Below are 22,414 nucleotides of genomic sequence, written 5' to 3'. Positions count from 1 at the left end.
CAGGACTGCCAGGACCATAGCAGCCGGCCGCACAAGCTGCCCTGGAAGGCCACCGAGGAAGAGCGCGCCATCGTCTGTGCCCTGCGCCAGGCCACCGGCTTCCCGCTCGATGACCTCACGTTTGTGGTCAGCCATTTCCTGCCGCATCTCAACCGCGATGCCGTCTACCGCATCCTCAAGGCGGAAGGCTTGGGACGATTGCCCCCGGCGCAGCAGCGCCAGCGCCGGAGCGGCACGTTCAAGGATTACGATCTTGGCTTCATCCACATGGACATCAAGCACCTGCCCAAGCTGCAGACCGCCAACGGCGAGCGCCGCAAGCGCTATTTGTATGTGGCCATCGACCGCTGCTCGCGCTGGGTGCACCTGGCCGTCAAGGACGATGAGCTGGCCACCAGCGCGGTCGCCTTCCTGAAAGAGGCGGTCCGCGCGTTTCCCTTCAAGATCACGCACGTGCTCACCGACAGAGGATCCTGCTTTACCGCCGATGGCTTTGAAGAGGCCTGCCGCCAGCTGAAGCTGGAGCACCGCAGGACCAAGCCGTATACACCGCAAACCAATGGTCTCGTGGAGCGCTTCAACGGGCGGGTGCAGCGCGAGGTGCTCGGCATCACGATCTATAGCCATCGGGATCTCGAGACGCTGCTCAAGGGCTTCAATCAGGCTTACAACAGGAGACGTCAGCGCGTGCTGAAGGGGCGAGCACCGGATGAGGTGGTGCGCAGCCGCCTGGCCGCCGAGCCGAAGCTGGCCAACCGCCGCTACAAGCCGCCCGATTCAGACGCGTTGCCGCCCGCCCTCCAGGTCATCGCTGCCGCCAAGGAGGTCTCGCATCCAGACAACTAAGGCGATCTACTACACGCTCCAAACGCACTTGACCGTAGTGATGATCTATCATTACTAGTGCTGTTATAGTGTTACGTGAGATGTCAATGATCTCGGCGCCGTGAGCGAGCTGCTGGCTGATATAGAAGTGTCTGAGCGAGTATGGCGTACGCTTAACGCCGCGATGATCACGCTCAAGCCCACATGTCCTCAGCAGCTCAGTGAAACCTTTCGCGACTGATCCAATCCGTTCACCTCGTTCATTAGCAAAGACCGGATCCTCATCGTTGGGCTCGCGCCCGACAGCCTGCTCGAACAGCATCCAGAGAGCGTCGAACCACGGTAGGGCTCCGAGCTGTGGGATGGCAATACCACTCTTACCCTTTCCGCGAGCTCTAAGCCTGAGATCACGCTCTTCAAGCGGCTTGCCCCTCCCCTTACGGTAGCCAAGAACATCACCCCAGTTGAGGTTGCGCATCTCAGTGGGCCGGAAGCCCGAGAAGGCAGCAATCATAATGTAAGCGTGCAGGATCGTACGATCGCGGCGGGTATGCTCATCCAGCTTCTTGATGGTCCAGGAACGCTGATCTTTGGAGCGGACACGACGAGGCTGATCGACCATGATCGGATCGCCCAGCCGGCCGAGACTCGTCTCCACCAGCTTCTCGAACTCGTGCGGCTCAAAGCTAGGACGCCGGTTGTCCGAAGCGCGCTTAACCCGAAGCGAGATCGTCGGCGGCGTCTTGATGTATCCCCACCTCATGGCTTGCCGGAACAGAGCACGCAGAAGCACAGCCTCGCCACGCTGGCGGCTCAAGGTTGGTGCCGCGCGCTTGACGGGTCGCCTAAGGCGCCTGCCGCCACGCTCATAATGAATATAAGCGATGTCCTTGCCCGGACCTTCGGTCCAGTAGGTCCGTCGCCACTCCGCATAGCGCTCCAGGTCCGGGTCGGTGATCCCATCGATGGGACGCTGACCAAAATAGCCGATGAAGTAGCGCCGGATGATCGCGGGCTCCGATTTACCTTGGTCAGTGCGCCGCTCTCCCCTCTCCACCTCGCGCTGGATGTGCGTAATAAAGTCCTCGGCCACCTGCTCGAAGGTTCGAGCCTTGGCAGTGAGCCCCTGCCGTGCCCTGTAGTTGGCTTCGAACCAGATTTCTTCGGCTTTGCGCTCAGCTTCGAATCGGTCGCTGGTCTCGAGGGAACGCTTGATCTGGCCTTGGCCTTTGATGCTGAAGCGCATCTGCCATTTGGCGCTGCCGGTACGCTGGAACAGTTGATAGCGTTCTTTGGAGGGAGAGGAGCCCATGCTCGCGCCCTATTTGGTTACTTTGCTTCGAAGCACTGCGCTAGAAGTGCGCTAAATGCCTAGCGCAGCACGAACCAAGGGCCTTGATACAATTGGGCTTTTTGGAGGGGTGAGCTAGGACTGAGCTAACGGTACAGCCTGTCCAAAGTTCCTCAAACCGAAGAATAAAACCCTTATCTCTCAAGGGTTTAGATGGTAGCGGAGGAGGGATTTGAACCCCCGACACAAGGATTATGATTCCTCTGCTCTGACCAACTGAGCTACTCCGCCCCAGGAAGCGGGGCGGGCCCCGCGTCAGGCAAGCGCGATATAGGGAAGGTTGCCCCACGGTGTCAAGAAAGACGCGTGGCCAAGCTGCGGATTTGTGAAATCCCATCTCTCAAAAGATCTGATAGATCCAACCGGAGACCTGTCAGCCCTTGGGCTTCATGCGCCAGAGCTGGAAGCCCTCGCTCGAAATCGCTTGTTCGATGGCCTTACGGGAGAATTTATGCGGCGGCGCCTCGCGGGAACCCAGCGTGCCAGTCAGCCCCCAGGGAGCATATTTGCCCGGAAGCTTGCTGCCCGATTCATCGCCGGCGAAGGCGTGCAGATCGTCTTTGGCTTGGGAGGTAAACATGAAGAGGCGCATGGGAAGAGCTTTCACTGATGGGCAGATGGCAGCCCCTACGAAGATAGGGCTTGAGCTGCGAAAGGCCATCGACCAGATCTCCCTCACCCAAGACGACTTTCGGAGCTCAAGCAGAGAGATCCGCTCCCGATCCACCTGAGGCACGTCGTCAGGTCTGTTTTCTGATCCTAATCAGCTTGAAGAACCCGACCGGGAACAGGGATCTCAGTTCCACGACTTCCATGCGGCCGGTTTCACGCGCCCAGTCTTCGACCCGGGCCGCCTTGAAGGCCGAACTCCAGCCTATGGCCTTGGCGACAGGCGAGGCCAGCTCCTCCAGGGCTGCGATCGGGCCGGAGGGTTGGCCCCAATGATTGGCGAGAACGATCTCGCCACCCGGCTTCAACACGCGCATGAACTCATCGAGGGCCGTCTCGGGCTCAGGCACGAGGGTAATGATGAACTGGGCCGTGACCGCATCGAAGCTCTCATCTGGAAAGCCGAGGCGGGTGACATCCATCACCTGCAGGCTTCTCACATGGCTGAGCCCCCTCTTCTCGACCTTGTCCTGGGCCCGACGCAGCATGTCCTCGGAGAGGTCGACTCCATGAACCTCGGCATGCTTGGGGTAGTAGCCGAGGGACAGCCCCGTGCCGACGCCAGCCTCCAGCACCTTGGGACCACAGGCGACGGCGGCATCCACGGCCGCGCGGGCGGCAGGTTCGGTCAGCTTGTCGTAGACGAGGTCGTAGATCGGGGCCCAACGCGCATAGGCCTTGCGCATCAGGACGGTGGTCGCTCCATCCGTCATAAAGGTTCCTTTGGTCGATACCTCAGGCCGCGGCAGGTGCGGCTTCGGCTACTGTGCGAGCAATGGTGCCCCCGCCAAGCACACGTGACCGGGGAGCATCGCTCTCATAGATGACACAAGCTTGACCGGGAGACACCCCGTCTTCCGCCGATAACAGCTCGACCGTAGTGTGGGTTCCTGTGGATCTTAAAAGGGCCGGGCGCGGTTGGCGGGTGGAGCGGACGCGGACGGCGACCTCCATTCCCTTCTCGTTCAGGGATTTAAGGGGCACATCGCCGAGCCAGTTCACATCGGTCACCCGGATCAGGCGGGTTGCCAGGGCTTCCCGGGGGCCGACCACCACGCGAGCCTCCTTGGCATCCAGGCGGATGACGTAAAGCGGCTCGCCCACGGACAGCCCCAGCCCCTTCCGCTGCCCCACCGTATAATGGATGATCCCCTCATGGCGGCCGAGCACGCGGCCGTCGACATGGACAATCTCCCCACCCTGCACAGCACCGGGCTTCAGCCGTTCGATCACGTCGCTGTAGCGGCCCTGCGTGACGAAGCAGATGTCCTGGCTGTCGGCCTTCTCCGCCACCGTGAGCCCGAATTCGCGCGCCAGTTCGCGGGTCTTCTCCTTGGGCAGCTCGCCCAAGGGGAAGCGCAGGAGATCCAGCTGCTCCGGAGTGGTGGCATAGAGGAAATAGCTCTGGTCCCGGTCCGGGTCGGCCGCCCGGTGGAGGGCGCGGCGTCCATCCGGCAGGGCACGACTTGCCACGTAATGGCCGGTGGCGAGCACGTCGGCCCCGAGTTCCCTGGCGGTCTCCAGGAGATCGCGGAACTTGATGGAGCGGTTGCACTCGACGCAGGGGATCGGCGTCTCGCCCGCCAGATAGCTCTGGGTGAAGCGGTCGATCACGGCCTCGCGGAAGCGGGCCTCGTAGTCGAGCACGTAATGGGGGATGCCGATGGCCTCCGCCACGCGGCGGGCATCGTAGATGTCCTGACCGGCGCAACAGGCGCCCTTTCGGTGGGTAGTGGCGCCATGGTCGTAGAGCTGGAGCGTGATGCCGAGCACATCGTAACCCTCGCGCTTGAGCAGGGCCGCGACGACGGACGAGTCCACGCCGCCCGACATCGCAACCACGACGCGGGTCTTTGAGGGATCGGTGGGAAGATCGAGTGAATTGAGCATGTTTCCATCCAGAGGCGCCGTTCAAGGCGGCGCACGGGAGGCGGACCAAAGCCCTTCTATAGCGATTGCGCCACAATTCTTAAAGGGAAAGTGCGCGGCAATAAGCCAACGTTAACGTTTATGGCTAAGCTTAGGCATTCTCGTAACCACCTGATGGACTTAGGAAAACATTAAGTCCCGTCGCGTAGGTTCGAGCCTGTCAAAGGTCGTTGAATTTTTGTGTGAGCGTATCATGACCGAACCCCACCGCCCAAGGGTCAAGTATGTCATTGGGCCCGATGGCAGTCCCCTGACGATTGCCGACCTTCCCCCGTCCAGCACCCGCCGCTGGGTTATTCGCCGCAAAGCCGAGGTTGTCGCCGCCGTCCGCGGCGGTCTGCTCAGCCTTGAAGAGGCCTGCCAGCGTTACACGCTGACGACCGAGGAATTCCTGAGCTGGCAGATGTCCATCGACCAGCATGGCCTAGCCGGCCTGCGCACCACGCGCATTCAGCAATACCGCCAATAAGCATCGCAACAGATTCCTGGAAAGGGCGCCGGCTACCTGACAGGCGCCTTTTCCATTGGCCGGCACATCGTGCGGAGCCGAAGGTCAGCGTCAGCGAAAAGCGGATCCGGTTTTCCGGGCCCACGATGCCCCGCTTGACGGATTGATGCTTTAGAGGCTCGGCCGTTAAGACCTTCCTAACCATAAGATGAGCATAAACTCCTGAATCACTCCCCTTAAGGCAGGCTTACATCGTGCTTGGCACCCAGGATTCGTTGGAACAGCAAGGCTCATCCCAGGCGAATGCAGGTTCGGTCGCACCCGTTGAAGCGGAGCAGACCATCGATGCACTGCGGCGTATCCTTGTGGGGCGCACCATCGCCGATGTGGAGCGTCACCTCATCCTCGATACCCTGACCTATTGTTTCGGCAACAGGACGCACGCCGCGCGGATCCTCGGCATCTCGATCCGCACCCTGCGCAACAAGCTGAACGAATACGTGGAAGCCGGCGTTGCCGTGCCGGAGCCGGGCCAGAAGCCGGCGGTCGCCGCCTGAAAGTTCGACGGGACGGTCCGCGCTATCGCTTCCGCAGCCACAGGCTGGTCTCGTAAGCGCCGGAGACCAGAGGCAGTTCGGACAGAATGCCCTGTGACAGGGTAGAGCCGCTGTCCCTCACGACGAAGTGGCTCGCGAAGACAAGTTCGTACCCGTCTCCCTGCAAAAGCGCGCCAACCGGCAACTGCTCGTTATACCCGCGCCATTCCCAGGCCTCCGGATAGGCATAGGGCAACGTGATGTCATGGACGTGGATCAGCGTCCCGCTCGCAAGGCGCGGCAGCACATCGAGGAAGAGGCGGTCCACATCTGTGCCCGGCATGGCGATGTGGCTGGAATCGATGAAGAGGATGTCTCCGACCTCGAGCGTTTCGAACACGACCGCATCGGCGTCCCGCAGGAGAGCCTGCCGATGCTCCACATTGAGCTTCCGCAAAGTGGCCCGAGGGGCGGGATCGATGCAGGTGATACGGGTGGGAAGCTCTCCATCCAGCACCGCCTGGGCCATGAAACGGGTCGAATGGCCGGAGCCGATCTCCACGATGCGCTGTGGCTTCTCCCGACGAACGACGGCGTAAGCCGCCGCCGCATCGAGCCGCGGGAACCAGCTTTGATCGAAGCGTGCCGGCCCCCTGCCCTGCAGGATCGAGCGCAGAGCGTCCGCGTGGCTCTCGATGTCCTCCAGCACCCCGGAAAAACGAGGCCGGGATGCCGCGAACACAGGGTGCAGCGCCGGATAATCCTGCACCTCGACGCTGTCGGCATAACGATAGGGAATGAAGAAGCCGAGTCGTTTGACCCCAAGCAGCGTCGAAAGGCCGAAGCGCAGCCGTCGCCAGAAGGGCGTCATTGATCGGATGAGGACAAAGGCGGCGGCGGTACGGAGCCATCGGCAGCCACAACCCGGCCCCGCCAGGCCTGAGCCAGCCGCGCACGCTCGAACATCAGAACGACCACCAGCGAGAGGCCGAAGGGGATCAGGAGATAGAAGAGGCGGAAGATGATGAGGGCTGCCAGCACATCGGCCTTCGGAATGTCCGGCATTGCCGTGAGGAAGACGAGCTCGAACACGCCGAGCCCTCCGGGAGCATGGCTGACCAGGGCCGCCGAGAAGGAGGCCAGGAAGACGGCAAGCACGATGATGAAGCTGGGCTCGAGATGGGCCGGGAGGACGAAATAAATGATGCCGGCTGCTCCCAAAAGCTCGAGCGGCGCAGCGATCAGCTGGCGCACCATCACGGCAGGGCGGGGATATCCCAGTTTTGTCTTACGGATGACGAGCGGCGGGAGGTGCAGAATGGAACCGACCACATAGAGAGCGACGAATCCGAGTAGCAGGAAACCGACGATGCGGGCCGTCGCAGGGTTGGTGAGCATCGACGGCAGAAGCTCTTCGAGCCGATGCAGCAGGGTCGGATCGGCCACCAGTACGACCCCGCCGAGCAGAATGGTGCCGAGGCCGAAGGTGAACGAGCACAAAGCCACCAGCACGGCGATCTGGGGCGCTCCCAGGCCTTTCGAGGTGTAGGCCCGATACCGGACGACAGCACCGGAAAAGACCGAGGCACCGATGTTGTGGGACAGGGCATAGGTCGTGAAGGATGTGATCGACACGAACAGCCACGAAATATGGCTCACGCCCAAGTGCAGCAGGGCGATCCGGTCATACCAGGCCAGGGCGGCATAAGCGACCAGGGTTGAGAGCGCAGCGAAGGCATAGCGGTGAGCCGGAACGGCGGTCAGGCTGTCCCAGACATCGTCGAGGGACATGCCGCGCAGCTCACGATAAAGAAGCCAGCCCGACACGACGACCGCCAGCAGCCCGATCACGGGCCAAATGAACTCACGCACATTCTTCATAGAGCCGGCAGAACTCCCTCACTGGTCCCTTCTGTGCCCATAATCCCTTTGTTCCGCAAGGGGATTATGCCTTGCTGCGGCATGACATAAGGTCCAAGGCCGGCACCGGCCAAAGGAGACAAATGCCGAGATATTTTCGCGGAGGAGTGGCCGGCCTGTTCTAAGCGCCGTCCGAAGAGGCGTGACGTTGGAAGGCGATGCCCTTATCAAACGGCGTTCTTCTGATTCCTCACTGCTTCCAGAAGGCTTGGCACATGGCGACGGAACCCGCAGCGGCTCTCAACCTCAATGGCTACACGGACCTGCCGCCGGGCAAGATCGCAGCGATCGTCACTCATCTGGAGATGCGCAGGCGCCCTGCCCTGTCGCCGTTTCAAAAGCCGGACAGCTGGAGCCTTCGGCGTATCGACCAGGACCATCGGCGCTATCGGGCGCTGTTCAAGGCGGTCGGCGAGCCATGGCTATGGTTCAGCCGGGCGGTGATGCCCGATGACAAGCTGGCGGCCATCCTCGACGATCCCAAGGTCGAAGCCTTTGCCCTACAGGATGGCACCGCCGATGCCGGCTTGCTCGAACTGGACTTCCGGTCCGAGGGAGAGGTCGAACTGGCCTTTCTCGGGCTTGTTCCCGGGTTCATCGGCCAAGGCGGCGGGCGCTTCCTGATGAACGAAGCCATCAGCCGCGCCTTCGCGAGACCGATCAAGCGCTTCCTCGTCCATACCTGCACACTCGATTCCCCAGGCGCCCTCGGCTTCTATCTGCGCTCGGGCTTCACGCCCTATCGACGCTCCATCGAGGTGGCCGACGATCCGCGTCTCCTCGGATTTCTCCCGCGGGATGCTGCCCCTCATATTCCGGTTCTGGCAGACCAGACATGAAAAAGGCGCGTCCCGGTCGGGACGCGCCCTCATAAAGCTTCGTTCGGACGGAGGATCAGGCGGTTGCGCGAACCGCGCGGCCCTGCCCGACCTGGCTGATAGCGGCATCCAGGGTCCGCTCACGGTCTTCCAGGCTCTCGGCCTTCTTCAGTTCCTCGAAGGCTTCACCAAGCTCGGCCTTCGCATCGTCGAGCTGGATGTGCAGGTTCTGGGCCGAGTGGCGAAGGTTGTCCCGCCGCTGGGCCGCGGCGCGCGCATAGGTTGGATAGGCAAAGTGGTTCGGGTCGGCGATGCCGGCCTTCTGCTCCTCCGCTGCGATTTCCCGGTCCAGGTCAGCCGCCATGCGGTCGAACTCAGAGATCATCATCTCGATCTGCGCCACGCGGCGACGTTTCTCGTCGACCTGAAAGCGCTTGAGGCGGATGAGCGTATCCCGCGACTTCATCTTGATTCAACTCCACACGTCGCTGTTTCACTGGATCTCACGGATCGCTCAGTTATCCGCCAGACATGCCTCACCATCGCCGACGGAAGTTGAGCTTTCCTTACCGGCTGCGACAAAAAATTTCCTGTCCCTTCGCCTCCCTAGGGCAAAGCTTGCCCCATGTCGGCCCTCCCCGAGCCCCGTAAACCTTTCGTTTACCGATTTCGTTAACACTGGCTCGGTCACGGGCGCGGCCGCTTCGGATCCGCTCCCGGGTTCACCTGAAACGCTTAGGTTACAAGAATTTGGGATGATGTGAGGCGGTTCCCTATGGTTACCCAGAATCCACAGGACAATCGTCTTCGGCAGATGATCTGCCTGCCAAGGTCGTTAAGCGCTTGCATCCCGGAATCAGGGTTTGTTAACCATTCTGAATTAGCGTTTCGAATCAGTTCAAAAGAGCATCCGTCGCAGGCCCGGCGGCGGATGGGCAGCCTCCCGCTGCTCACAAGCTCAAGGGCAAGGGCTGGGGATTGAACATGCGCGTACTTCTGATTGAAGACGACAGCGCGACTGCGCAAAGCATCGAACTGATGCTGAAGTCCGAGAACTTCAACATTTATACGACGGATCTCGGAGAAGAGGGCATCGACCTCGGCAAACTCTACGATTACGACATCATCCTTCTCGACCTGAACCTCCCCGACATGTCGGGCTACGAGGTTCTGCGGACGCTCCGCGTCGCGAAGGTGAAGACCCCGATCCTGATCCTCTCCGGCATGGCCGGAATCGAGGACAAGGTGAAGGGCCTCGGATTCGGCGCCGACGATTATCTCACCAAGCCGTTCCACAAGGACGAGATGGTGGCCCGCATTCATGCGATCGTCCGCCGCTCGAAGGGTCACGCCCAGTCGGTGATCACCACCGGCGACCTGATCGTGAATCTCGACACCAAGACGGTCGAAGTCGGCGGTGCCCGCGTTCACTTGACCGGCAAGGAGTACCAGATGCTGGAACTCCTCTCCCTGCGCAAAGGCACGACTCTCACGAAGGAAATGTTCCTCAACCACCTTTACGGGGGAATGGACGAGCCTGAGCTGAAGATCATCGACGTCTTCATCTGCAAGCTGCGCAAGAAGCTCGCCAATGCCTCGCAGGGCCGCAACTACATCGAGACCGTCTGGGGCCGCGGCTACGTGCTGCGTGAACCGAATGAGGCGGAAGAGCGCATCGCGATCTAAGCTTCGCGATCGACTGCAAATCCAAAAAGGCCCGGTTCAAACCCGGGCTTTTTTGTTGATGAACGTATGGAGGCCCTCATGAAATCCGTTCTTTTGTCGTGGCAATTCTGGGCCCTGCTTTCGGCCACCTTCGCGGCTTTGACGGCCATCTTCGCCAAGGTCGGCATCGAACAGATCAATTCGGATTTCGCGACCTTCATCCGAACGATCGTGATTCTGCTCGTGCTCGGAGGAATTCTGATCGGCAGCGGCCAATGGCAGGCTCCGACATCCGTGTCCGGCAGGACCTACCTTTTCCTCGTCCTCTCCGGGCTTGCCACGGGGGCGTCGTGGCTCTGCTACTTTCGGGCGTTGAAGCTCGGTGATGCGGCACGGGTCGCCCCGCTTGACAAGCTCAGCGTCGTGCTCGTCGCTCTGTTCGGCGTGCTCTTTCTCGGGGAGAAGCTGGCCATGCCGAACTGGATCGGCATTGCCCTGATCGCCACGGGAGCGGTTCTCGTCGCCTACAAGGCGTGAATGCCGCGCCTTAAACCGTAGTAGCCCGGATCGTCACCTCGTCGCCTTCGATGCTGAAGACGACAGTCATGTTCGAGGCGCGAGCCACCATGCCGGCGTAATAGACCTGGATGCCATGGGCATCGATCGTGCCGGTCTCCGAATTTCCGGCCAGAAGCGCCTCGGAATGCGCAGGAATGCGGGCATTCAGACCTTTTGACACGATGGTGAAGGCGCAGCTCTCCGGGTCTCCCGTCACCGTCACGGCAATCGAGCCGCCGCGCGGGATGGCCGTGGTGGCAATCATGACCAGATTGAGGAGCAGCTTCACCCGGTTCTTCGGGAACAGGAGCCGGGGCGACGACCAGGAGAAGGAGATCTTGTCGTCCAGAAAGAGCCCACGGGCGACCTGCTCGGCGTCGCCGAGATCGATGGAGGCTCCGGCCGATCCGGCAGCCCCGAAGGCAAGACGGGCGAATTGCAGCCGGGCGGAGGCCTGCCTGGCGCTCTTCTGGATCAGGTCGAGCGCAAAGTCGCGCATGGAGGAATCGCTGTCGTCCTCCAGAACCTCCAACCCGTTGACGATCGCGCCTACCGGCGAGATCACGTCGTGACAGACGCGCGAGCAGAGGAGAGCGGCGAGGTCGAGCGAATCGAGCGAGATCGTGGCCATGAGGGCTCCGGAGGCAACGTAACGTCAGCTATGTGTTCATGAAATCGAGACTTCGACTCGCATGCATACAGCCAAACAGGAAAGAGAACGTGAACCGGATACCCGGCAACGAGTTCTTTGGGAAGCAGGCAAAAAGAGAGCGACAGTTCTCAAGGGACCGGGCACAAAGCTATGATGCGCTTCGATGATCAAAATCCCGACGAGATCGCCCAGAAGCTCGCTCATATCGCCTGGGAGGCGGGTCGCGTCCTGCGCGCGATGGAAAGCGCTTTTCTCGACAAGCGCATCAAGGACGACGGAAGCCCGACCACGGCAGCCGACCTCGCCGCCGAAGAGCTGATCATCAAACGTCTCGACGAGGCTTGGTCCGGGGTGCCGGTCGTAGCGGAGGAAACCTGCAGTTCCACCCACACGGACGATTACTTCTTCCTGGTCGACCCTCTCGACGGCACTGGGGATTTCATTCATGGCACCGGCGAGTACAGCGTCAACATCGCCCTGATCCGCGGGAACAGGCCCATGGCGGCCGTGGTGGCCGCTCCGGCCATGGGGTCGATCTGGATGGCGGGCGAGACGACCTGGAAGAGCTCCCTGCCCGATGAGGCAGAGACGGGTTTTGACTGGCGCGAGGCGAAGGTCCGTGCGGCCCCCGAGAAGGACCTCGTGGCCCTGGTGAGCCGCCGCCATGGCGACATTGCCACGGAAGCCTGCCTGTCCGTTCTGTCGATCGGCACGCGACGCATGACCTCCTCGGCCCTGAAATTCTGCCTCATCGCCTCCGGCGAGGCCGATGTCTATGTGCGCTGCGGTCCGACCATGGAATGGGACACGGCGGCGGGCGACCATATTCTCACCTGCGCCGGCGGCAGTGTCGTCGGCCCGGGCGGCGCTCCGCTGACATATGGACACGAAGACAGTGGCTATCGAAACGGCCCCTTCGCGGCCATCGGCGACATCGCCCTGGCGTCGCGCCTCGACCTGCCCGTCTCGGCCTCGGCAGCCTAAAGTCCGAGCGCTTTGGTTGAGCCTTCCTGGGCGATTTCGCCTTCGATGATTAATTCCGCATTCTCAAAAGGCATTCCGTACAGAAATTGTTAGGGTTGATGATCTTAAGGTTCGAGCCTCGATAGCAGCTTTCCGGCCTGAAAAGGCCGGATTGTCCCCTGTCTCATGCGAGGAGATAGCCCATGCGCTCCCGGTCCACGATTCTTGCGGCAGCGGCCTTTGCCGCCCTCATCGGCACCCTGCCCCTGCAGGCCTCGGCCCAAACCGTCCAACGCGCCTATGCGAGCAATCCCGGCAGCCCCGACTCCTTCAATTCCAACGAATTGGTTGAATCGGGTCACCAGTTCTTCGGCTCCGCGTCCCGCGGGATCGCCCTCGCCTTGCAGGAAGCCATCCGGCGCTGGGGCGAGCCTAACGGCTACATCCTGGGCCAGGAAGCCTCCGGCGCCTTCTTCGGCGGGCTGCGCTATGGCGAGGGCAAGCTCTTCACCCGCAATGCCGGCGACCGCCGCATCTTCTGGCAGGGACCATCGCTGGGCTTCGATGTGGGCGGCGATGGCGCCCGCACCATGATGCTGGTCTACAACATGCCCTTCACGGACGCTCTCTATAAGCGCTTCGTGGGTGTCGACGGATCGGCTTATTTCATCGGCGGCTTCGGCGTGACGGCCGTTGCGGCGGACGAGATGATCGTGGTGCCGATTCGTGCCGGCGTCGGTGCCCGCCTCGGCGTCAATATCGGCTACCTGAAGTTCACCCCGGAACCGACCTGGAATCCCTTCTAAATTCCATCTTGCAAGCGAGGAGTGTCAGGACGCCAGTGGAAACTGGCTCCGAATGCGCTACAACGGGCGGTCTGGAGCATCGTGGCTCTGGAAAGCTGCGCAGGCACAAGGCAAGGTGCTTGAGCGTTACCGGTCAAGTATCTTGGAGTTGGCGTCCGCGTGATCGAAAGCATCATGATCTTTGCGCTGGGGTTCGTCGCAGCATCCCTCATCGCGCTTCTCATCATCCCAGCCGTCAATGCCCGCGCGGAGCGTCTGGCCCGCCGCCGGGCCGAGGCGCGGTTTCCCATGTCGATCTCGGAATTGACGGCGGAGAAGGATCACTTGCGGGCCGAGTTTGCCGTTTTGCAGCGGCGGATCGAGCGCAAGGCCGAGGAGGCTCTCGCCTTCAAGCACGAGAGCATGGAAGAGCTCGGTAGGCGGGCGATCAGGATCGAAGCCCTGGAAGTCACCCTCGCCGAGCGGGACCGCACGGTTTCCGAGCTTGAGACGAAGCTGGCTGAAACCCAGACCAGGCTCGCGTCGCTCGAGGCCGATCAGTCGCAGACGCAGACTTATCTCACGAGCACTCGCGAGACGCTGACAGCCCTTGAGAATGCCCACCGCGCGACCTTGAACGAGCTGTCCAACACCCGGATGGAACTGGATCTCGCGCAGCACGAGCGCTCCAAGCTCAAGGCCGATCTCATCCACACGGAGGAGAAGCTAATCCGCCTGGAGACCGAGTTCACCGATACGCAGCGGCGCCTCACGGGCTCCTTGAGCGAGCTCGACACCAAGCGCATCACCATCTCGGATCTCGAAACCCGCCTGATGACTCAGACCGCCCGGGGCAACGATTTCGAGCGTGCCTTGGGCGAGCGCCATAGCGAGCTCTCTGATGAGCGCCTTCGCCTGGCCGAGCTGGCCAAGAGCCTTGCTGCCGAGCAGGAACGCGGCCTGATCCTGGAGCAGCGGATCCGCGAGATCGAAAGCGAACGGGACGAAGCCCAGAGCCGCCTTGCGGGCCTGGAGAGCTCTGAGGGCCAGAGCGACGAGTTGCGCCGCCAGATTTCAGACGTCGCCGCTCAGATCATGAAAAGCGGCAACGATCAGTCCGGGAATGGGAAAGCGCGCGAGAACAACAGGTCCCGCGAGGGCAAACGCCGTCGTTCGGCGGGGAAATAGCTTTCCCCGCCAATCGCAGGCTTATTTCGGAACCACTTGCTGATTGCCGCCGGGGCTGCCCGGCGGACGGATGACCGGGGTCGTGCCGGGATCGGGCACCGGCGCCGGGACGGTGATGTCGGGAGAGGCATTCGCCGGGGGCCGGATCACCCCATCGGACTGCTCCAGCTTGTCGCTCAAGTTATTGGTCGAGCCTGTCTCGGACGGACCGGTTGGGCCGGAGAGATTGCTGTCGGGCTCGACCTTCTCGGCCGGCATCTGGTTCGGCGCAGGCATGTTCGGAGCCTGCTGGTTCAGCACCCCGGGATTCTGCGCCAGGGCAGCCGAACTGAGGCCGGCTGCCAGGATCGTGGTTAAGACCAGCACACGCTTCATGGGTCGCTCCTTTGGAAAGGCAACGGACGACCCAGGAGCGGGTTCCGGCAAAGCTATTCGGCTGCCATGGCCGGCGCACTGGCCATGGCGAGGTAAAGCTCGCGCAGCCGTTTCGTGATCGGACCCGGCTTGCCGTCGGCGACGGGACGCCCATCAATGGACACGATGGGAAGAACGAAGTTCGAGGCGCTGGTCAGGAAGGCCTCGGCGGCATCGTATGCCTCCTCGACCGTGAAGCGGCGCTCCTCGAGCGCGATTCCGACTTCTTTCGAGAGTTGCAGCAGGGACTTGCGCGTGATGCCCGGCAGGATGGCGTTCGAGAGCGGGCGCACGACGATGCTGCCCTCCTTGGTGACAATGAAGGCGCTCGACGAGCCGCCCTCCGTCACGAAGCCGTCCTCCACCAGCCAGGCTTCCTGTGCACCGGCCTCTTTCGCGGCCTGCTTGGCAAGAACCTGTGCGAGCAGATTGATCGACTTGATGTCCCGCCGCTGCCAGCGCAGATCCGGCACGGTGACGACGGCAATGCCCGTCTGCGCCGCCGGAGCCCCGGCAATCGCCTTGGCCTGGGTGAACATCGCAACCGTGGGCTTGGCATCTTCGGGGAAGAAGAAATCCCGTTCCGCGACACCGCGGGTGACCTGGAAATAGATGAAGCCTTCCGTCATGCCGTTGCGGCGCGCGAGCTCCTCCTGAAAGGAGCTCCACTCGGCCCTGGTATAGGGATTGGGAATGCGGATCTCGGCGAGCGAGCGCTCCAGACGCTCCAGATGCGCGTCGTTGTCGATCAGGCGCCCGTCGAGCATCCCGATACCCTCGTAGACGCCGTCTCCGAACATGAAGCCTCGGTCCATGAAAGGCACTTTGGCCTCTTCAATCGGCAGAAAGGATCCGTTCAGGAAGACGATGCGGGACATGAAAACTCCAAAGTCGTAACCCGACTCAATCAAGCTTAACCTATGGGCAGAGGAACCGCTTGATCTATATGACCCGGGGCACCTGCAACCTTTCGCGGATAGGTAACCCCATCATGGGATCGACGCCACTGCTCATTTTGAAAGCCCTGCCGTTCCTGTTCATGACCTTGCCGGCTGCCGCAGCATCCCTGCCGGCCCAAAGCTGGTTCAATCAGCAGGGCTATGTCGGACCGTCGGGGAGCAGGATCATCGCCTGCCACGGTTATGGATGCGCGCGCCGCATGGCGATCTCAGTCGACGGGGCGTGGCTCAGCCGCGCCAGGGCGGCCCTGAGATCCGGCCAGGGTTCGCCCGACGTGGAGCGGAGAACTCTCGGCGAGGTGATCAGATCCTATACTTCTTATCTGGCCACTTCGTTCGGCGGGAAGCCCGATGAACCGGGCTCGCCGCCCCAGATGTCGGGCGTTTATGGGCAAATGGACTGCCTGGACGAGACCGCGAACACCATGAGCCTGCTCCTGGTTCTGCAGGAACAGGGGCTTCTGGCCCATCATGTGGTGGAATACCCGGAATCCCGCGGCTTCTTCCTCGATGGACGCTATCCGCATTTCACAGCGGTCATTGCCGAGAAGCGAACCGGGACAGCCTGGGCTGTGGATCCCTGGGAGAAGGCGCCGGGTCAACGGCCGGACATCCTGCCGCTCACGCAGTGGCGGCAGGATTCCTAAGAGGCTTAATCAGCAGGCTTATTTCAGGTGCTGAGCGAGGTGCTTGTTCATCTCGAACATCGTCACCTTCGGCTTGCCGAAGATCGGCTTCAGCTTGTCGTCAGCCAGAATCTCGCGCTTGTTCTCGGGATTCTGAAGGTTGTTCTTCTTGATGTAATCCCAGATCTTGCTTACGACCTCGCCGCGCGGCAGCGGATCCGAGCCTACGATGGCGGCCAGTTCCTTGGACGGCTGCAAAGGCTTCTGAAGAGCATTGGGCTTGGAGCCGGCAGCCTTCTTGGCGGCAGGCTTGTCTGCAGCCTTCTTCGCACCGGCTTTTCCGTCTGTAGTCTTGGTCGGCATGTATTCCTCCGGGAATGGTATGGGAAAGCTCGTCGACAGCCCTGAACCAGGCCCGAAAAGCTCATTGACCAGCCTTCGGTCGGACGTCGCGGAAAGACTTACCCGAGCCCGGCCCCCTGACAGAAGGTCAATTCCGGCAGAGCTTATGTCCGCTCAGCGCCATCAGCAAGCCAGAGTTCAGGAATTTAGGCGGTTTTCGGGAAGGGGAGGATCTTCCCTGTATGTTCAGCGGAAGGTCGTGGGTTTTTGGCAACATGACTGAGGCGCCTCGTCCGCTCCGCTGCAGAATGGACATGAGACACTATAGCCTCGTTAGGACAAGGTTTGGCCAGGAACGCCGCTCCCGGAGGAAGATCCCCCTGCGAGGGCCATTGCCGGCCCGACATAATGAGGATCTCGGTCTCGGGCCAGGAACGATGGACCCGGTGCGCGAGCTCGAAGCCGTTGCAGCCCATCGGCATGTCAACATCCGTCAGAAGGACGTTGACAGGCAGGCCCGCCTCCAGAAGCACCAGGGCTTCGGTAGCATTGGCTGCCTCGACCACCTTGAAACCGGCATCTTCGAGAAGGTCTGAAATGAAGAGGCGAATGAGGGGTTCGTCTTCGACGAGGAGAATGGTGGAAGGGTCGGCGGGCATCGACTTCTTGACTCACTACACAATGCCCGACAACGCCGCCAAAACGGTTTGGTTCCAGGCCCGCGATGAAACGAAACTTCATTGTGCAGTTTGGCGGCCCGCCTGGCGCTGTTCCACATGACGAGCCAGTCCTTCCGAGGCGATATTCTTGAGCTTGGCCTCGATTTCGAAATCTGACCAGACAGATGGCGCACCACCAGATCGTTGACGGCCTCGTTCCACATGAGATCCGAGTGGGCACGCAGATCCCTCGGCTTGATCCCTGCCGCGACCAGCGCCTGGAAATCCGGAAGAACTGCGATGTCCTGATCGGGCAGCAGGCTCTCGCGCGAGACGCTGACATGGCTCACCGGGCGGACGCCACGCCAGGAGGCGACGATGCGTGCGATCCGGGGATCCTCCGGCTCGATGTATTCGCCCTGGCTCATGATCCAGTGGTGATGGAGATCGAGAACAAGCGGCACGTCTTCAGATAGCGGCAGGAGATCGTCGAGGCCGAAGCTGACTTCGTCGTTTTCGATCGTGATCAGATTGCGGGCCGTGTTCGACAGGTGCGCAAGACCGCTCCGGATGCCTTCCGCTCCCAAAGCCTTCGCGCCGCCATGGATGTTGATATGCGCTCCGTGTGGATGCCAGCCGTCGCCATATCCCATGAGCGCCATGATCTCGGCATGGTACTCGAACTCCGCCAGTCCGTTGGCCGCCGCGGATGGATTGGCGGATGCGATGACGCAGAACTGGCCGGGATGCATGCTGAGCCGCACATCGTGGTCACGGGCGAGTTGTCCTATCGAAGCGAGCTTCGTTTCGATCAGGCGGCGCAGATCCGGCTCGCGGTAGAATTCCTTGCAGCTCGCATGTGTGTATCCAGGAAGAAGATCGCTCGACAGCCGGTGAAGACGCTCAACCTTCGGCCGTGTCGCCACATGGGCGATCTGCCGCCGGAACGCTTCCAGGTTGTGAGCCACGACGGCGCTGAGTTTATCATAACCGGACTTCGGATCGAGCCGTCCGAGATAAGCCATCGTGACCGCGCTCGTGTTCATCGCCCGTGCGGCCTGGGCATCGCCGTCGTCGGGATTGTATTTGCAGCAGAAACCGAAGCGGAAATCTTGCATGATGAGAGATGACGTCATTGAGCCGTGACAGGTTCCCGCTTGCAATGTCGTTAGCGCATCGTGCGGAACCGGAGGTCCGCGTCAGCAAAATGTGGACTTGATTATTCGCTGGCGCGGACCTTCAGGTCGCACTAAACGATGCGTCAGCCAAGCGAAGAAGCATCGGATCGACCCCGGACGTGGAGTCCACTTTCGGGTCCGATTCTTCAGCAGGGCAAGCGATTCAGAGTGAGATGCTCCACGGATTTGAGAAGCGTCCGCTCCTCGAAAGGCTTCGCGACAAAGGCGGCTTGCCGAAGGGTCTGAGGCAGGTCGGAGGGCTTGGAGGCCGATACGAAGACGAACGGGATCTGGCGTTCGATGAGAGCCTCGGCCACGCCGAAACTCTTGCCGCCAATCACGTCGATATCGAGTAAGGCACAATCAAATTCATCGTCGAGATGCCGGTAGGCTTCGTCGAGGGAGCCGAGAGAATCGATGATCTCGTGCCCCTCGGCTTCGAGGATCGATTGCAGGTCTGTCGCAATCCACGGATCGTCTTCCAGGATCAGAATACGCATGCCCCAACTCCAACAACCGATCCTTCGACAGGACCGCATCTCGCGCCAAATTTCTTCGGAGATAGGAAATTTTATCCTTGTGCAGGGGCAACAAGTTCGACAGCGCCTCGTTCCCGCATGCGACACTCGAGAGAGCATTTTGCAGAAACACGGTTAAGAAACCGGCAATGTCGCTAAGGCCAGCAGGAGCGATTTGACACGAACTCCTTGAAACCGGAGCTCTCATTCTTATCTCATGATCTACCTGGTGGCGTAATCCTCCACCGGAAGCGGTCACGATGCCGAGATGATGACGCCGGATGTACGCGCATCACCTCGCCGTGGCCGTTGTTGTTTCCGCATTCCTGTCAAACGAAGGATGCTTCGGCCTGTCACAGACTTGCGATGATCCGATAAAAAACGCCGGCTTTCGCCGGCGCTTTTCATTTTGGTTCGGTGGTTCAAGCCTTAGTGACGATTGGCGTCATCCCGCTGGCCGTTGAACTCACTCTCGTGCCGGCTGAACTGCGCATCATCGCCGCTGAAGGTCTCCTCGACGTAATCGCGACCGCGATTGGCAGCGTCACGGGCATAGCGAAGGCCTTGATTGCGGACCTCGTCTGCCCATTCGCCGAACATCTCGTTTTCACGACGGGTGCGCGGCAACAGAGCGCCCAGGAGAAGACCTGCGGCCAAGCCCACGAGGCCGACCACCATGGGATTTTCAGACACGTAGCTCTGAACGCCGCCGCGGGCGTTGCCGAAAGCGCGCGCCGAGCGGCCGCCCATCTGGTTCACGCGACGGCGCTGGCCCTGATAGCTGTCGGAAGCCCAGCCAGAGGCGCGTTCGTAGGTATCGCGCGCCCAGTCGGTAGCTCCTTCATAGGCTTCGCCCGCCTTCTGGCGCACCTGATCTGCGGCTTGCTGAGCCTTGTCGGCCACCGATCCGCTCTGATCCTGCGCATTCTGCTGGGACGACTGGTTCCTCTGCTGACCTGCCGCCTGATTGCTACCAGTCGTGCTGCTGCCAGTCGTGCTGGAACCTTGAGCCGAGCGCTGCTCATGAGCATGAGGCATCGGCGGCTCACCGATGTTGCCGACCGACGTTCCGGCAGAAACGTTGCCTGTTGCTCCCGACTGGGTTCCGCTCGGCTTATCCGTCGGCTTGCCGGTTTCGTTCTTGTTGTTCGCCATAGGAAACTCCTGTTCTATTCATTAAAAGCGGGAATTGATGCCGGGACGCTCGAACATCGGATCAGTTGAGTGCAGAGGTGCGGCTTCCGTGCCGTAGAGGCGGGAGTCCTCCATCTCCATCAGGAGATGCTCTTCGGTGATCAGATCCTCGTCGGCCGCGATCAAGCGGGTTCTCTGGCGTGCCGCAGACCGACCGAGCCGGTAGGCGAGAAGCCCGACGCCCATGGCGATCAGCATGACCGGTACCGGATTGCGCCTGACCGTCTCCAGAACCGTGTCGTAGAGCGGTCCATACGGGCCATTCCGGGCAGTACCGAGCATGTCGTCGACGACACCGGAGACGGACATCTTGTCCTGAAGACGATCGATGGTCTGATCGAGCTGAGCGCGGCTGCGCTCGATGTCTCTTTCCATCTCCTGCAGACTCTGTGTCGTCATCATGCACCTCTTTCGGACAGGACTTCCGCATCGCGCTGGAGCGAACGCATGGTCCGTTGCGGCATGAGCGAGGACGAGGTCATGGCGCTGCGCCCCCAGAGCCCGAGTCCGATGGCGATCAGCGCGAGCACCCCGCCGACGATCAGCGCGGCAAGAGCCTCCGAATTGACGACGGTTGCGAGCCACTCGACCAGGGACTCGGTCAGCAGCATAACGGCCGCAATGGCGAAGATCGCCGCCACGACGACCATGGCCAGACCCATGAAGAGAGTGCGGATGTTCTGGGAAACCTCGGTTCGGAAGAGCGTGAACTCCTTCTGCGCGAGATCGGTGGATTCCCGCAGCGCCTCACCGACGAGGCCCTGAATGGTTTGGTTGCCGTTGCCCTGCATGGCAGCCTCCGTCATGCGCCGCTTCCAGCGCGCGAGCGCTGAGCCTGCCGTGCACGGGCCTGTCCACTCTGAGCCTGGCTCGCATTCATGCTGTCATAGCGCAGGTCCTCCGCCGTGCTCTTGATGAAGCGCGCGGCAAGGAAGCCGACAGCCACGGATACGGCGGCGGCAGTCGCCGGACGGCGGCGGACCACATCCTCGAATTCGTTGAAGAAGTCCGCGAAGGTACGCTCGCGGATGGAATCCGCGAGTTGCTCCAATCCTTCGGCGGCCGTGTCGACGACGGCGCGAATGTTGGGCCGCTCATCGAAGGAATGGGTGGATTCGCGCAGGGAGGTGGCGAAGTCGGCAACGGATTGCGCAACATCGTCCTTGCGGCGGTCGACATAATCCGTCGCCTGATCCCGCGCGGAATCGATGAAGTGACGGCTGCGCTCCACAGCAGCGCCTGCGATGTCGCCGACGTCGCCCTTGAGCGCATCCCAATCCTCGTTGCCGTTGTCCTGCTGCCTGTTGGTGTTTTGCTGTCCCACGCCCATGGTCAACCTCTCTCAATCGTGAGTGAGTAACCATTAGAAGCGCGGCAGGTTCCGAACGTCCCCGAGGCTCAATGCTTTAGAGGTCGAGGCTCTCTTGGCCGAGGCTCGTCGGGCGGTACCTTAGCTGGCCGATGCGAGCCAGTCGACGAGGTCCGCGACCCTCCTACGGGTTTCGTCATCCTTCAGCTTCAGGAAGCCGCGCACGAGGCGGTCGCTTTCCGATCGCGTCAGGAACTCGGCCATAAGGCTGTCATCGGAGAACCCACCGGCACGCAGTCCGGGAACTCCTTCGAAGAAGAACTCGATGTTGACGTCCAGGATGCCGGCAATGTGGAGCAGACGGCTCGCGCCGATGCGGTTGACGCCCTTCTCGTATTTCTGAACCTGCTGGAACGTGAGCCCCAGGGCGTCCGCGAGCTTCTCCTGGCTCATTCCGAGCATGATCCGTCGGGCCCTGACCCGGCTTCCGATATGCTTGTCGATTTCGTTGGGGGATTTCTTCTGCAACAACCGCTCCTGCTTTGACCTACATTTTCCTATCTATGCCATCCTCATAACTTTTGGTAGCATTGCAACGATATTTAACCAGGGGTTGAGATATGGCTGGGAGATCCCCGTGAGTGCCTGCACCTTCAACTACGCAACGGAAGCCTTCGATTTTATTGACAGTTGTCAAGCGACACCGAGATTTACGAGATAAGGCGACATCCAGTTTTACGACGGCTCAAGCGTGAGCCCGCTGGAGAGCCTCCTCCAGATCCCGCAGGCGATAGCTGCGCCCCTTGATGTTGAGAACATGCGCTCGGTGCAGCAGGCGGTCGAGGATGGCCGTGGCCAGCACCTCGTCGCCGGCCAGCAGCTCGGTCCACTCCCGGATGCTCTTGTTC

Annotated in this window: 27 protein-coding genes, 1 tRNA gene and 3 pseudogenes; 10 read left to right on the top strand and 21 right to left on the bottom strand. The window is 61.3% G+C overall.

Annotation, left to right across the window (positions count from 1 at the left end; genetic code table 11):
• Positions 1–846: DDE-type integrase/transposase/recombinase (locus tag FS320_RS20235; protein ID WP_152713712.1), on the top strand; the 846-nt coding region annotated here is incomplete at its 5' end.
• Here FS320_RS20235 and FS320_RS20230 read toward each other — a convergent pair.
• The 5 genes from FS320_RS20230 to mnmA form a co-directional block, all read right to left on the bottom strand.
• A complete protein-coding gene (locus FS320_RS20230; protein ID WP_152713710.1) occupies positions 806–2,137 on the bottom strand; it encodes a tyrosine-type recombinase/integrase in 1,332 nt (443 codons plus the stop codon). The two genes, FS320_RS20235 and FS320_RS20230, sit on opposite strands and share 41 nt — an antisense overlap.
• Before the next feature lie 193 nt (positions 2,138–2,330).
• Positions 2,331–2,407: transfer RNA gene (locus tag FS320_RS20225), tRNA-Met, on the bottom strand.
• 142 nt (positions 2,408–2,549) lie between these two features.
• The gene (locus FS320_RS20220; RefSeq protein ID WP_244627253.1) at positions 2,550–2,837 is read right to left on the bottom strand and encodes a hypothetical protein; all 288 of its coding nucleotides are present in this window, start codon (positions 2,835–2,837) and stop codon (positions 2,550–2,552) included.
• Between the two features lie 79 nt (positions 2,838–2,916).
• A complete protein-coding gene (locus FS320_RS20215; protein ID WP_152713708.1) occupies positions 2,917–3,558 on the bottom strand; it encodes a class I SAM-dependent methyltransferase in 642 nt (213 codons plus the stop codon).
• Positions 3,559–3,580: 22 nt separating this feature from the next.
• Positions 3,581–4,735, bottom strand: coding sequence for a tRNA 2-thiouridine(34) synthase MnmA (gene mnmA, locus FS320_RS20210; RefSeq protein WP_152713706.1), 1,155 nt, complete (start codon positions 4,733–4,735; stop codon positions 3,581–3,583).
• Between the two features lie 232 nt (positions 4,736–4,967).
• On the opposite strand from mnmA, the gene sciP reads away from it, so the two are divergent.
• On the top strand, positions 4,968–5,243 hold the full coding sequence (gene sciP / locus FS320_RS20205; protein ID WP_009763782.1) for a CtrA inhibitor SciP: 276 nt from the start codon (positions 4,968–4,970) through the stop codon (positions 5,241–5,243).
• A 284-nt stretch (positions 5,244–5,527) separates the two neighbouring features.
• A pseudogene (locus FS320_RS20200) lies at positions 5,528–5,779 on the top strand (helix-turn-helix domain-containing protein); the annotation flags it as partial.
• 22 nt (positions 5,780–5,801) lie between these two features.
• Here FS320_RS20200 and FS320_RS20195 read toward each other — a convergent pair.
• The gene (locus FS320_RS20195; RefSeq protein ID WP_152713704.1) at positions 5,802–6,629 is read right to left on the bottom strand and encodes a class I SAM-dependent methyltransferase; all 828 of its coding nucleotides are present in this window, start codon (positions 6,627–6,629) and stop codon (positions 5,802–5,804) included.
• Complete coding sequence (locus FS320_RS20190) at positions 6,626–7,639, bottom strand: lysylphosphatidylglycerol synthase domain-containing protein (RefSeq protein WP_152713702.1); 1,014 nt, start codon at positions 7,637–7,639, stop codon at positions 6,626–6,628. The genes FS320_RS20195 and FS320_RS20190 overlap by 4 nt, the downstream gene beginning before the upstream one ends.
• 254 nt (positions 7,640–7,893) lie before the next feature.
• Between FS320_RS20190 and FS320_RS20185 the strand changes: the two genes are divergently transcribed.
• The gene (locus tag FS320_RS20185) at positions 7,894–8,517 is read left to right on the top strand and encodes a GNAT family N-acetyltransferase (RefSeq protein WP_152713700.1); all 624 of its coding nucleotides are present in this window, start codon (positions 7,894–7,896) and stop codon (positions 8,515–8,517) included.
• 55 nt (positions 8,518–8,572) lie between these two features.
• Here the strand turns inward: FS320_RS20185 and FS320_RS20180 are convergent, their stop codons facing one another.
• Positions 8,573–8,962, bottom strand: coding sequence for a flagellar export protein FliJ (locus FS320_RS20180; RefSeq protein ID WP_152713698.1), 390 nt, complete (start codon positions 8,960–8,962; stop codon positions 8,573–8,575).
• Positions 8,963–9,480: 518 nt separating this feature from the next.
• Between FS320_RS20180 and ctrA the strand changes: the two genes are divergently transcribed.
• Together ctrA and FS320_RS20170 are read left to right on the top strand one after the other, a co-directional pair.
• Positions 9,481–10,182, top strand: a complete 702-nt coding sequence (gene ctrA / locus FS320_RS20175; RefSeq protein ID WP_114944720.1) for a response regulator transcription factor CtrA — start codon at positions 9,481–9,483, stop codon at positions 10,180–10,182.
• Between the two features lie 78 nt (positions 10,183–10,260).
• A complete protein-coding gene (locus FS320_RS20170; protein ID WP_152713696.1) occupies positions 10,261–10,698 on the top strand; it encodes an EamA family transporter in 438 nt (145 codons plus the stop codon).
• 10 nt (positions 10,699–10,708) lie between these two features.
• Here the strand turns inward: FS320_RS20170 and chpT are convergent, their stop codons facing one another.
• Positions 10,709–11,350: a histidine phosphotransferase ChpT gene (chpT, locus tag FS320_RS20165; protein WP_152713694.1), complete on the bottom strand. Its 642-nt coding sequence runs from the start codon at positions 11,348–11,350 to the stop codon at positions 10,709–10,711.
• Between the two features lie 171 nt (positions 11,351–11,521).
• Here chpT and FS320_RS20160 point away from each other — a divergent pair, with 171 nt between their 5' ends.
• The 3 genes from FS320_RS20160 (at position 11,522) to FS320_RS20150 (ending at position 14,307) form a co-directional block, all read left to right on the top strand.
• Positions 11,522–12,355, top strand: coding sequence for a 3'(2'),5'-bisphosphate nucleotidase CysQ family protein (locus FS320_RS20160; protein ID WP_152713692.1), 834 nt, complete (start codon positions 11,522–11,524; stop codon positions 12,353–12,355).
• A 182-nt stretch (positions 12,356–12,537) separates the two neighbouring features.
• Positions 12,538–13,140 (top strand): DUF1134 domain-containing protein, encoded by a 603-nt coding sequence (locus tag FS320_RS20155; RefSeq protein WP_152713690.1) that lies wholly within the window; start codon positions 12,538–12,540, stop codon positions 13,138–13,140.
• A 159-nt stretch (positions 13,141–13,299) separates the two neighbouring features.
• Positions 13,300–14,307, top strand: coding sequence for a coiled-coil domain-containing protein (locus tag FS320_RS20150; protein WP_152713688.1), 1,008 nt, complete (start codon positions 13,300–13,302; stop codon positions 14,305–14,307).
• A gap of 21 nt (positions 14,308–14,328) precedes the next feature.
• Here the strand turns inward: FS320_RS20150 and FS320_RS20145 are convergent, their stop codons facing one another.
• A complete protein-coding gene (locus FS320_RS20145) occupies positions 14,329–14,682 on the bottom strand; it encodes a hypothetical protein (RefSeq protein WP_152713687.1) in 354 nt (117 codons plus the stop codon).
• A gap of 53 nt (positions 14,683–14,735) precedes the next feature.
• Positions 14,736–15,599, bottom strand: coding sequence for a D-amino-acid transaminase (locus tag FS320_RS20140; protein WP_152713685.1), 864 nt, complete (start codon positions 15,597–15,599; stop codon positions 14,736–14,738).
• 113 nt (positions 15,600–15,712) lie between these two features.
• Between FS320_RS20140 and FS320_RS20135 the strand changes: the two genes are divergently transcribed.
• Positions 15,713–16,327, top strand: coding sequence for a hypothetical protein (locus FS320_RS20135; RefSeq protein ID WP_152713683.1), 615 nt, complete (start codon positions 15,713–15,715; stop codon positions 16,325–16,327).
• A gap of 18 nt (positions 16,328–16,345) precedes the next feature.
• Here the strand turns inward: FS320_RS20135 and FS320_RS20130 are convergent, their stop codons facing one another.
• From FS320_RS20130 to FS320_RS20085, 10 genes and pseudogenes are all read right to left on the bottom strand, one after another.
• Positions 16,346–16,669, bottom strand: coding sequence for an SWIB/MDM2 domain-containing protein (locus FS320_RS20130; RefSeq protein WP_152713681.1), 324 nt, complete (start codon positions 16,667–16,669; stop codon positions 16,346–16,348).
• 185 nt (positions 16,670–16,854) lie between these two features.
• Positions 16,855–17,307 carry a response regulator gene (locus FS320_RS20125; protein WP_152713679.1) on the bottom strand — a complete coding sequence of 151 codons (453 nt, stop codon included), beginning with the start codon at positions 17,305–17,307 and terminating at the stop codon, positions 16,855–16,857.
• A 78-nt stretch (positions 17,308–17,385) separates the two neighbouring features.
• Positions 17,386–18,443 (bottom strand): annotated as a pseudogene (locus FS320_RS20120) (apurinic/apyrimidinic endonuclease family protein).
• A gap of 188 nt (positions 18,444–18,631) precedes the next feature.
• Positions 18,632–18,985, bottom strand: coding sequence for a response regulator (locus tag FS320_RS20115; RefSeq protein ID WP_162003117.1), 354 nt, complete (start codon positions 18,983–18,985; stop codon positions 18,632–18,634).
• A gap of 447 nt (positions 18,986–19,432) precedes the next feature.
• Entirely contained in the window at positions 19,433–20,158 is a 726-nt protein-coding gene (locus tag FS320_RS20110; protein ID WP_152713675.1) for a hypothetical protein, read from the bottom strand.
• Between the two features lie 21 nt (positions 20,159–20,179).
• A complete protein-coding gene (locus FS320_RS20105) occupies positions 20,180–20,599 on the bottom strand; it encodes a DUF3618 domain-containing protein (RefSeq protein ID WP_152713673.1) in 420 nt (139 codons plus the stop codon).
• The gene (locus FS320_RS20100) at positions 20,596–21,003 is read right to left on the bottom strand and encodes a phage holin family protein (protein WP_420846752.1); all 408 of its coding nucleotides are present in this window, start codon (positions 21,001–21,003) and stop codon (positions 20,596–20,598) included. Before FS320_RS20100 ends, FS320_RS20105 begins: the two co-directional genes overlap by 4 nt.
• The gene (locus FS320_RS20095; protein WP_192926310.1) at positions 21,000–21,527 is read right to left on the bottom strand and encodes a hypothetical protein; all 528 of its coding nucleotides are present in this window, start codon (positions 21,525–21,527) and stop codon (positions 21,000–21,002) included. The genes FS320_RS20100 and FS320_RS20095 overlap by 4 nt, the downstream gene beginning before the upstream one ends.
• 120 nt (positions 21,528–21,647) lie before the next feature.
• Entirely contained in the window at positions 21,648–22,034 is a 387-nt protein-coding gene (locus FS320_RS20090) for a helix-turn-helix domain-containing protein (protein ID WP_152713671.1), read from the bottom strand.
• Between the two features lie 238 nt (positions 22,035–22,272).
• A pseudogene (locus tag FS320_RS20085) lies at positions 22,273–22,414 on the bottom strand (ATP-binding protein); the annotation flags it as partial.

This window comes from Microvirga tunisiensis (assembly GCF_009296175.1).
GTDB classification, from domain to species: Bacteria; Pseudomonadota; Alphaproteobacteria; order Rhizobiales; family Beijerinckiaceae; genus Microvirga; species Microvirga tunisiensis.
This window is presented reverse-complemented; position numbering and strand designations above follow the sequence as displayed.

What these genes read in the sequence shown, in the direction of transcription:
- FS320_RS20145 (WP_152713687.1), bottom strand. Translation starts at nt 14,682, where the DNA reads ATGAAGCGTGTGCTGGTCTTAACCACGATCCTGGCAGCCGGCCTCAGT.
- chpT (WP_152713694.1), bottom strand. Translation starts at nt 11,350, where the DNA reads ATGGCCACGATCTCGCTCGATTCGCTCGACCTCGCCGCTCTCCTCTGC.
- mnmA (WP_152713706.1), bottom strand. Translation starts at nt 4,735, where the DNA reads ATGCTCAATTCACTCGATCTTCCCACCGATCCCTCAAAGACCCGCGTC.
- FS320_RS20190 (WP_152713702.1), bottom strand. Translation starts at nt 7,639, where the DNA reads ATGAAGAATGTGCGTGAGTTCATTTGGCCCGTGATCGGGCTGCTGGCG.
- FS320_RS20110 (WP_152713675.1), bottom strand. Translation starts at nt 20,158, where the DNA reads ATGGCGAACAACAAGAACGAAACCGGCAAGCCGACGGATAAGCCGAGC.
- FS320_RS20195 (WP_152713704.1), bottom strand. Translation starts at nt 6,629, where the DNA reads ATGACGCCCTTCTGGCGACGGCTGCGCTTCGGCCTTTCGACGCTGCTT.
- FS320_RS20155 (WP_152713690.1), top strand. Translation starts at nt 12,538, where the DNA reads ATGCGCTCCCGGTCCACGATTCTTGCGGCAGCGGCCTTTGCCGCCCTC.
- FS320_RS20135 (WP_152713683.1), top strand. Translation starts at nt 15,713, where the DNA reads ATGGGATCGACGCCACTGCTCATTTTGAAAGCCCTGCCGTTCCTGTTC.
- FS320_RS20160 (WP_152713692.1), top strand. Translation starts at nt 11,522, where the DNA reads ATGATGCGCTTCGATGATCAAAATCCCGACGAGATCGCCCAGAAGCTC.
- FS320_RS20115 (WP_162003117.1), bottom strand. Translation starts at nt 18,985, where the DNA reads ATGCGTATTCTGATCCTGGAAGACGATCCGTGGATTGCGACAGACCTG.
- FS320_RS20100 (WP_420846752.1), bottom strand. Translation starts at nt 21,003, where the DNA reads ATGACGGAGGCTGCCATGCAGGGCAACGGCAACCAAACCATTCAGGGC.
- FS320_RS20095 (WP_192926310.1), bottom strand. Translation starts at nt 21,527, where the DNA reads ATGGGCGTGGGACAGCAAAACACCAACAGGCAGCAGGACAACGGCAAC.
- FS320_RS20220 (WP_244627253.1), bottom strand. Translation starts at nt 2,837, where the DNA reads ATGGCCTTTCGCAGCTCAAGCCCTATCTTCGTAGGGGCTGCCATCTGC.
- FS320_RS20170 (WP_152713696.1), top strand. Translation starts at nt 10,261, where the DNA reads ATGAAATCCGTTCTTTTGTCGTGGCAATTCTGGGCCCTGCTTTCGGCC.
- FS320_RS20140 (WP_152713685.1), bottom strand. Translation starts at nt 15,599, where the DNA reads ATGTCCCGCATCGTCTTCCTGAACGGATCCTTTCTGCCGATTGAAGAG.
- ctrA (WP_114944720.1), top strand. Translation starts at nt 9,481, where the DNA reads ATGCGCGTACTTCTGATTGAAGACGACAGCGCGACTGCGCAAAGCATC.
- FS320_RS20180 (WP_152713698.1), bottom strand. Translation starts at nt 8,962, where the DNA reads ATGAAGTCGCGGGATACGCTCATCCGCCTCAAGCGCTTTCAGGTCGAC.
- FS320_RS20105 (WP_152713673.1), bottom strand. Translation starts at nt 20,599, where the DNA reads ATGATGACGACACAGAGTCTGCAGGAGATGGAAAGAGACATCGAGCGC.
- FS320_RS20130 (WP_152713681.1), bottom strand. Translation starts at nt 16,669, where the DNA reads ATGCCGACCAAGACTACAGACGGAAAAGCCGGTGCGAAGAAGGCTGCA.
- FS320_RS20185 (WP_152713700.1), top strand. Translation starts at nt 7,894, where the DNA reads ATGGCGACGGAACCCGCAGCGGCTCTCAACCTCAATGGCTACACGGAC.
- FS320_RS20230 (WP_152713710.1), bottom strand. Translation starts at nt 2,137, where the DNA reads ATGGGCTCCTCTCCCTCCAAAGAACGCTATCAACTGTTCCAGCGTACC.
- sciP (WP_009763782.1), top strand. Translation starts at nt 4,968, where the DNA reads ATGACCGAACCCCACCGCCCAAGGGTCAAGTATGTCATTGGGCCCGAT.
- FS320_RS20215 (WP_152713708.1), bottom strand. Translation starts at nt 3,558, where the DNA reads ATGACGGATGGAGCGACCACCGTCCTGATGCGCAAGGCCTATGCGCGT.
- FS320_RS20125 (WP_152713679.1), bottom strand. Translation starts at nt 17,307, where the DNA reads ATGCCCGCCGACCCTTCCACCATTCTCCTCGTCGAAGACGAACCCCTC.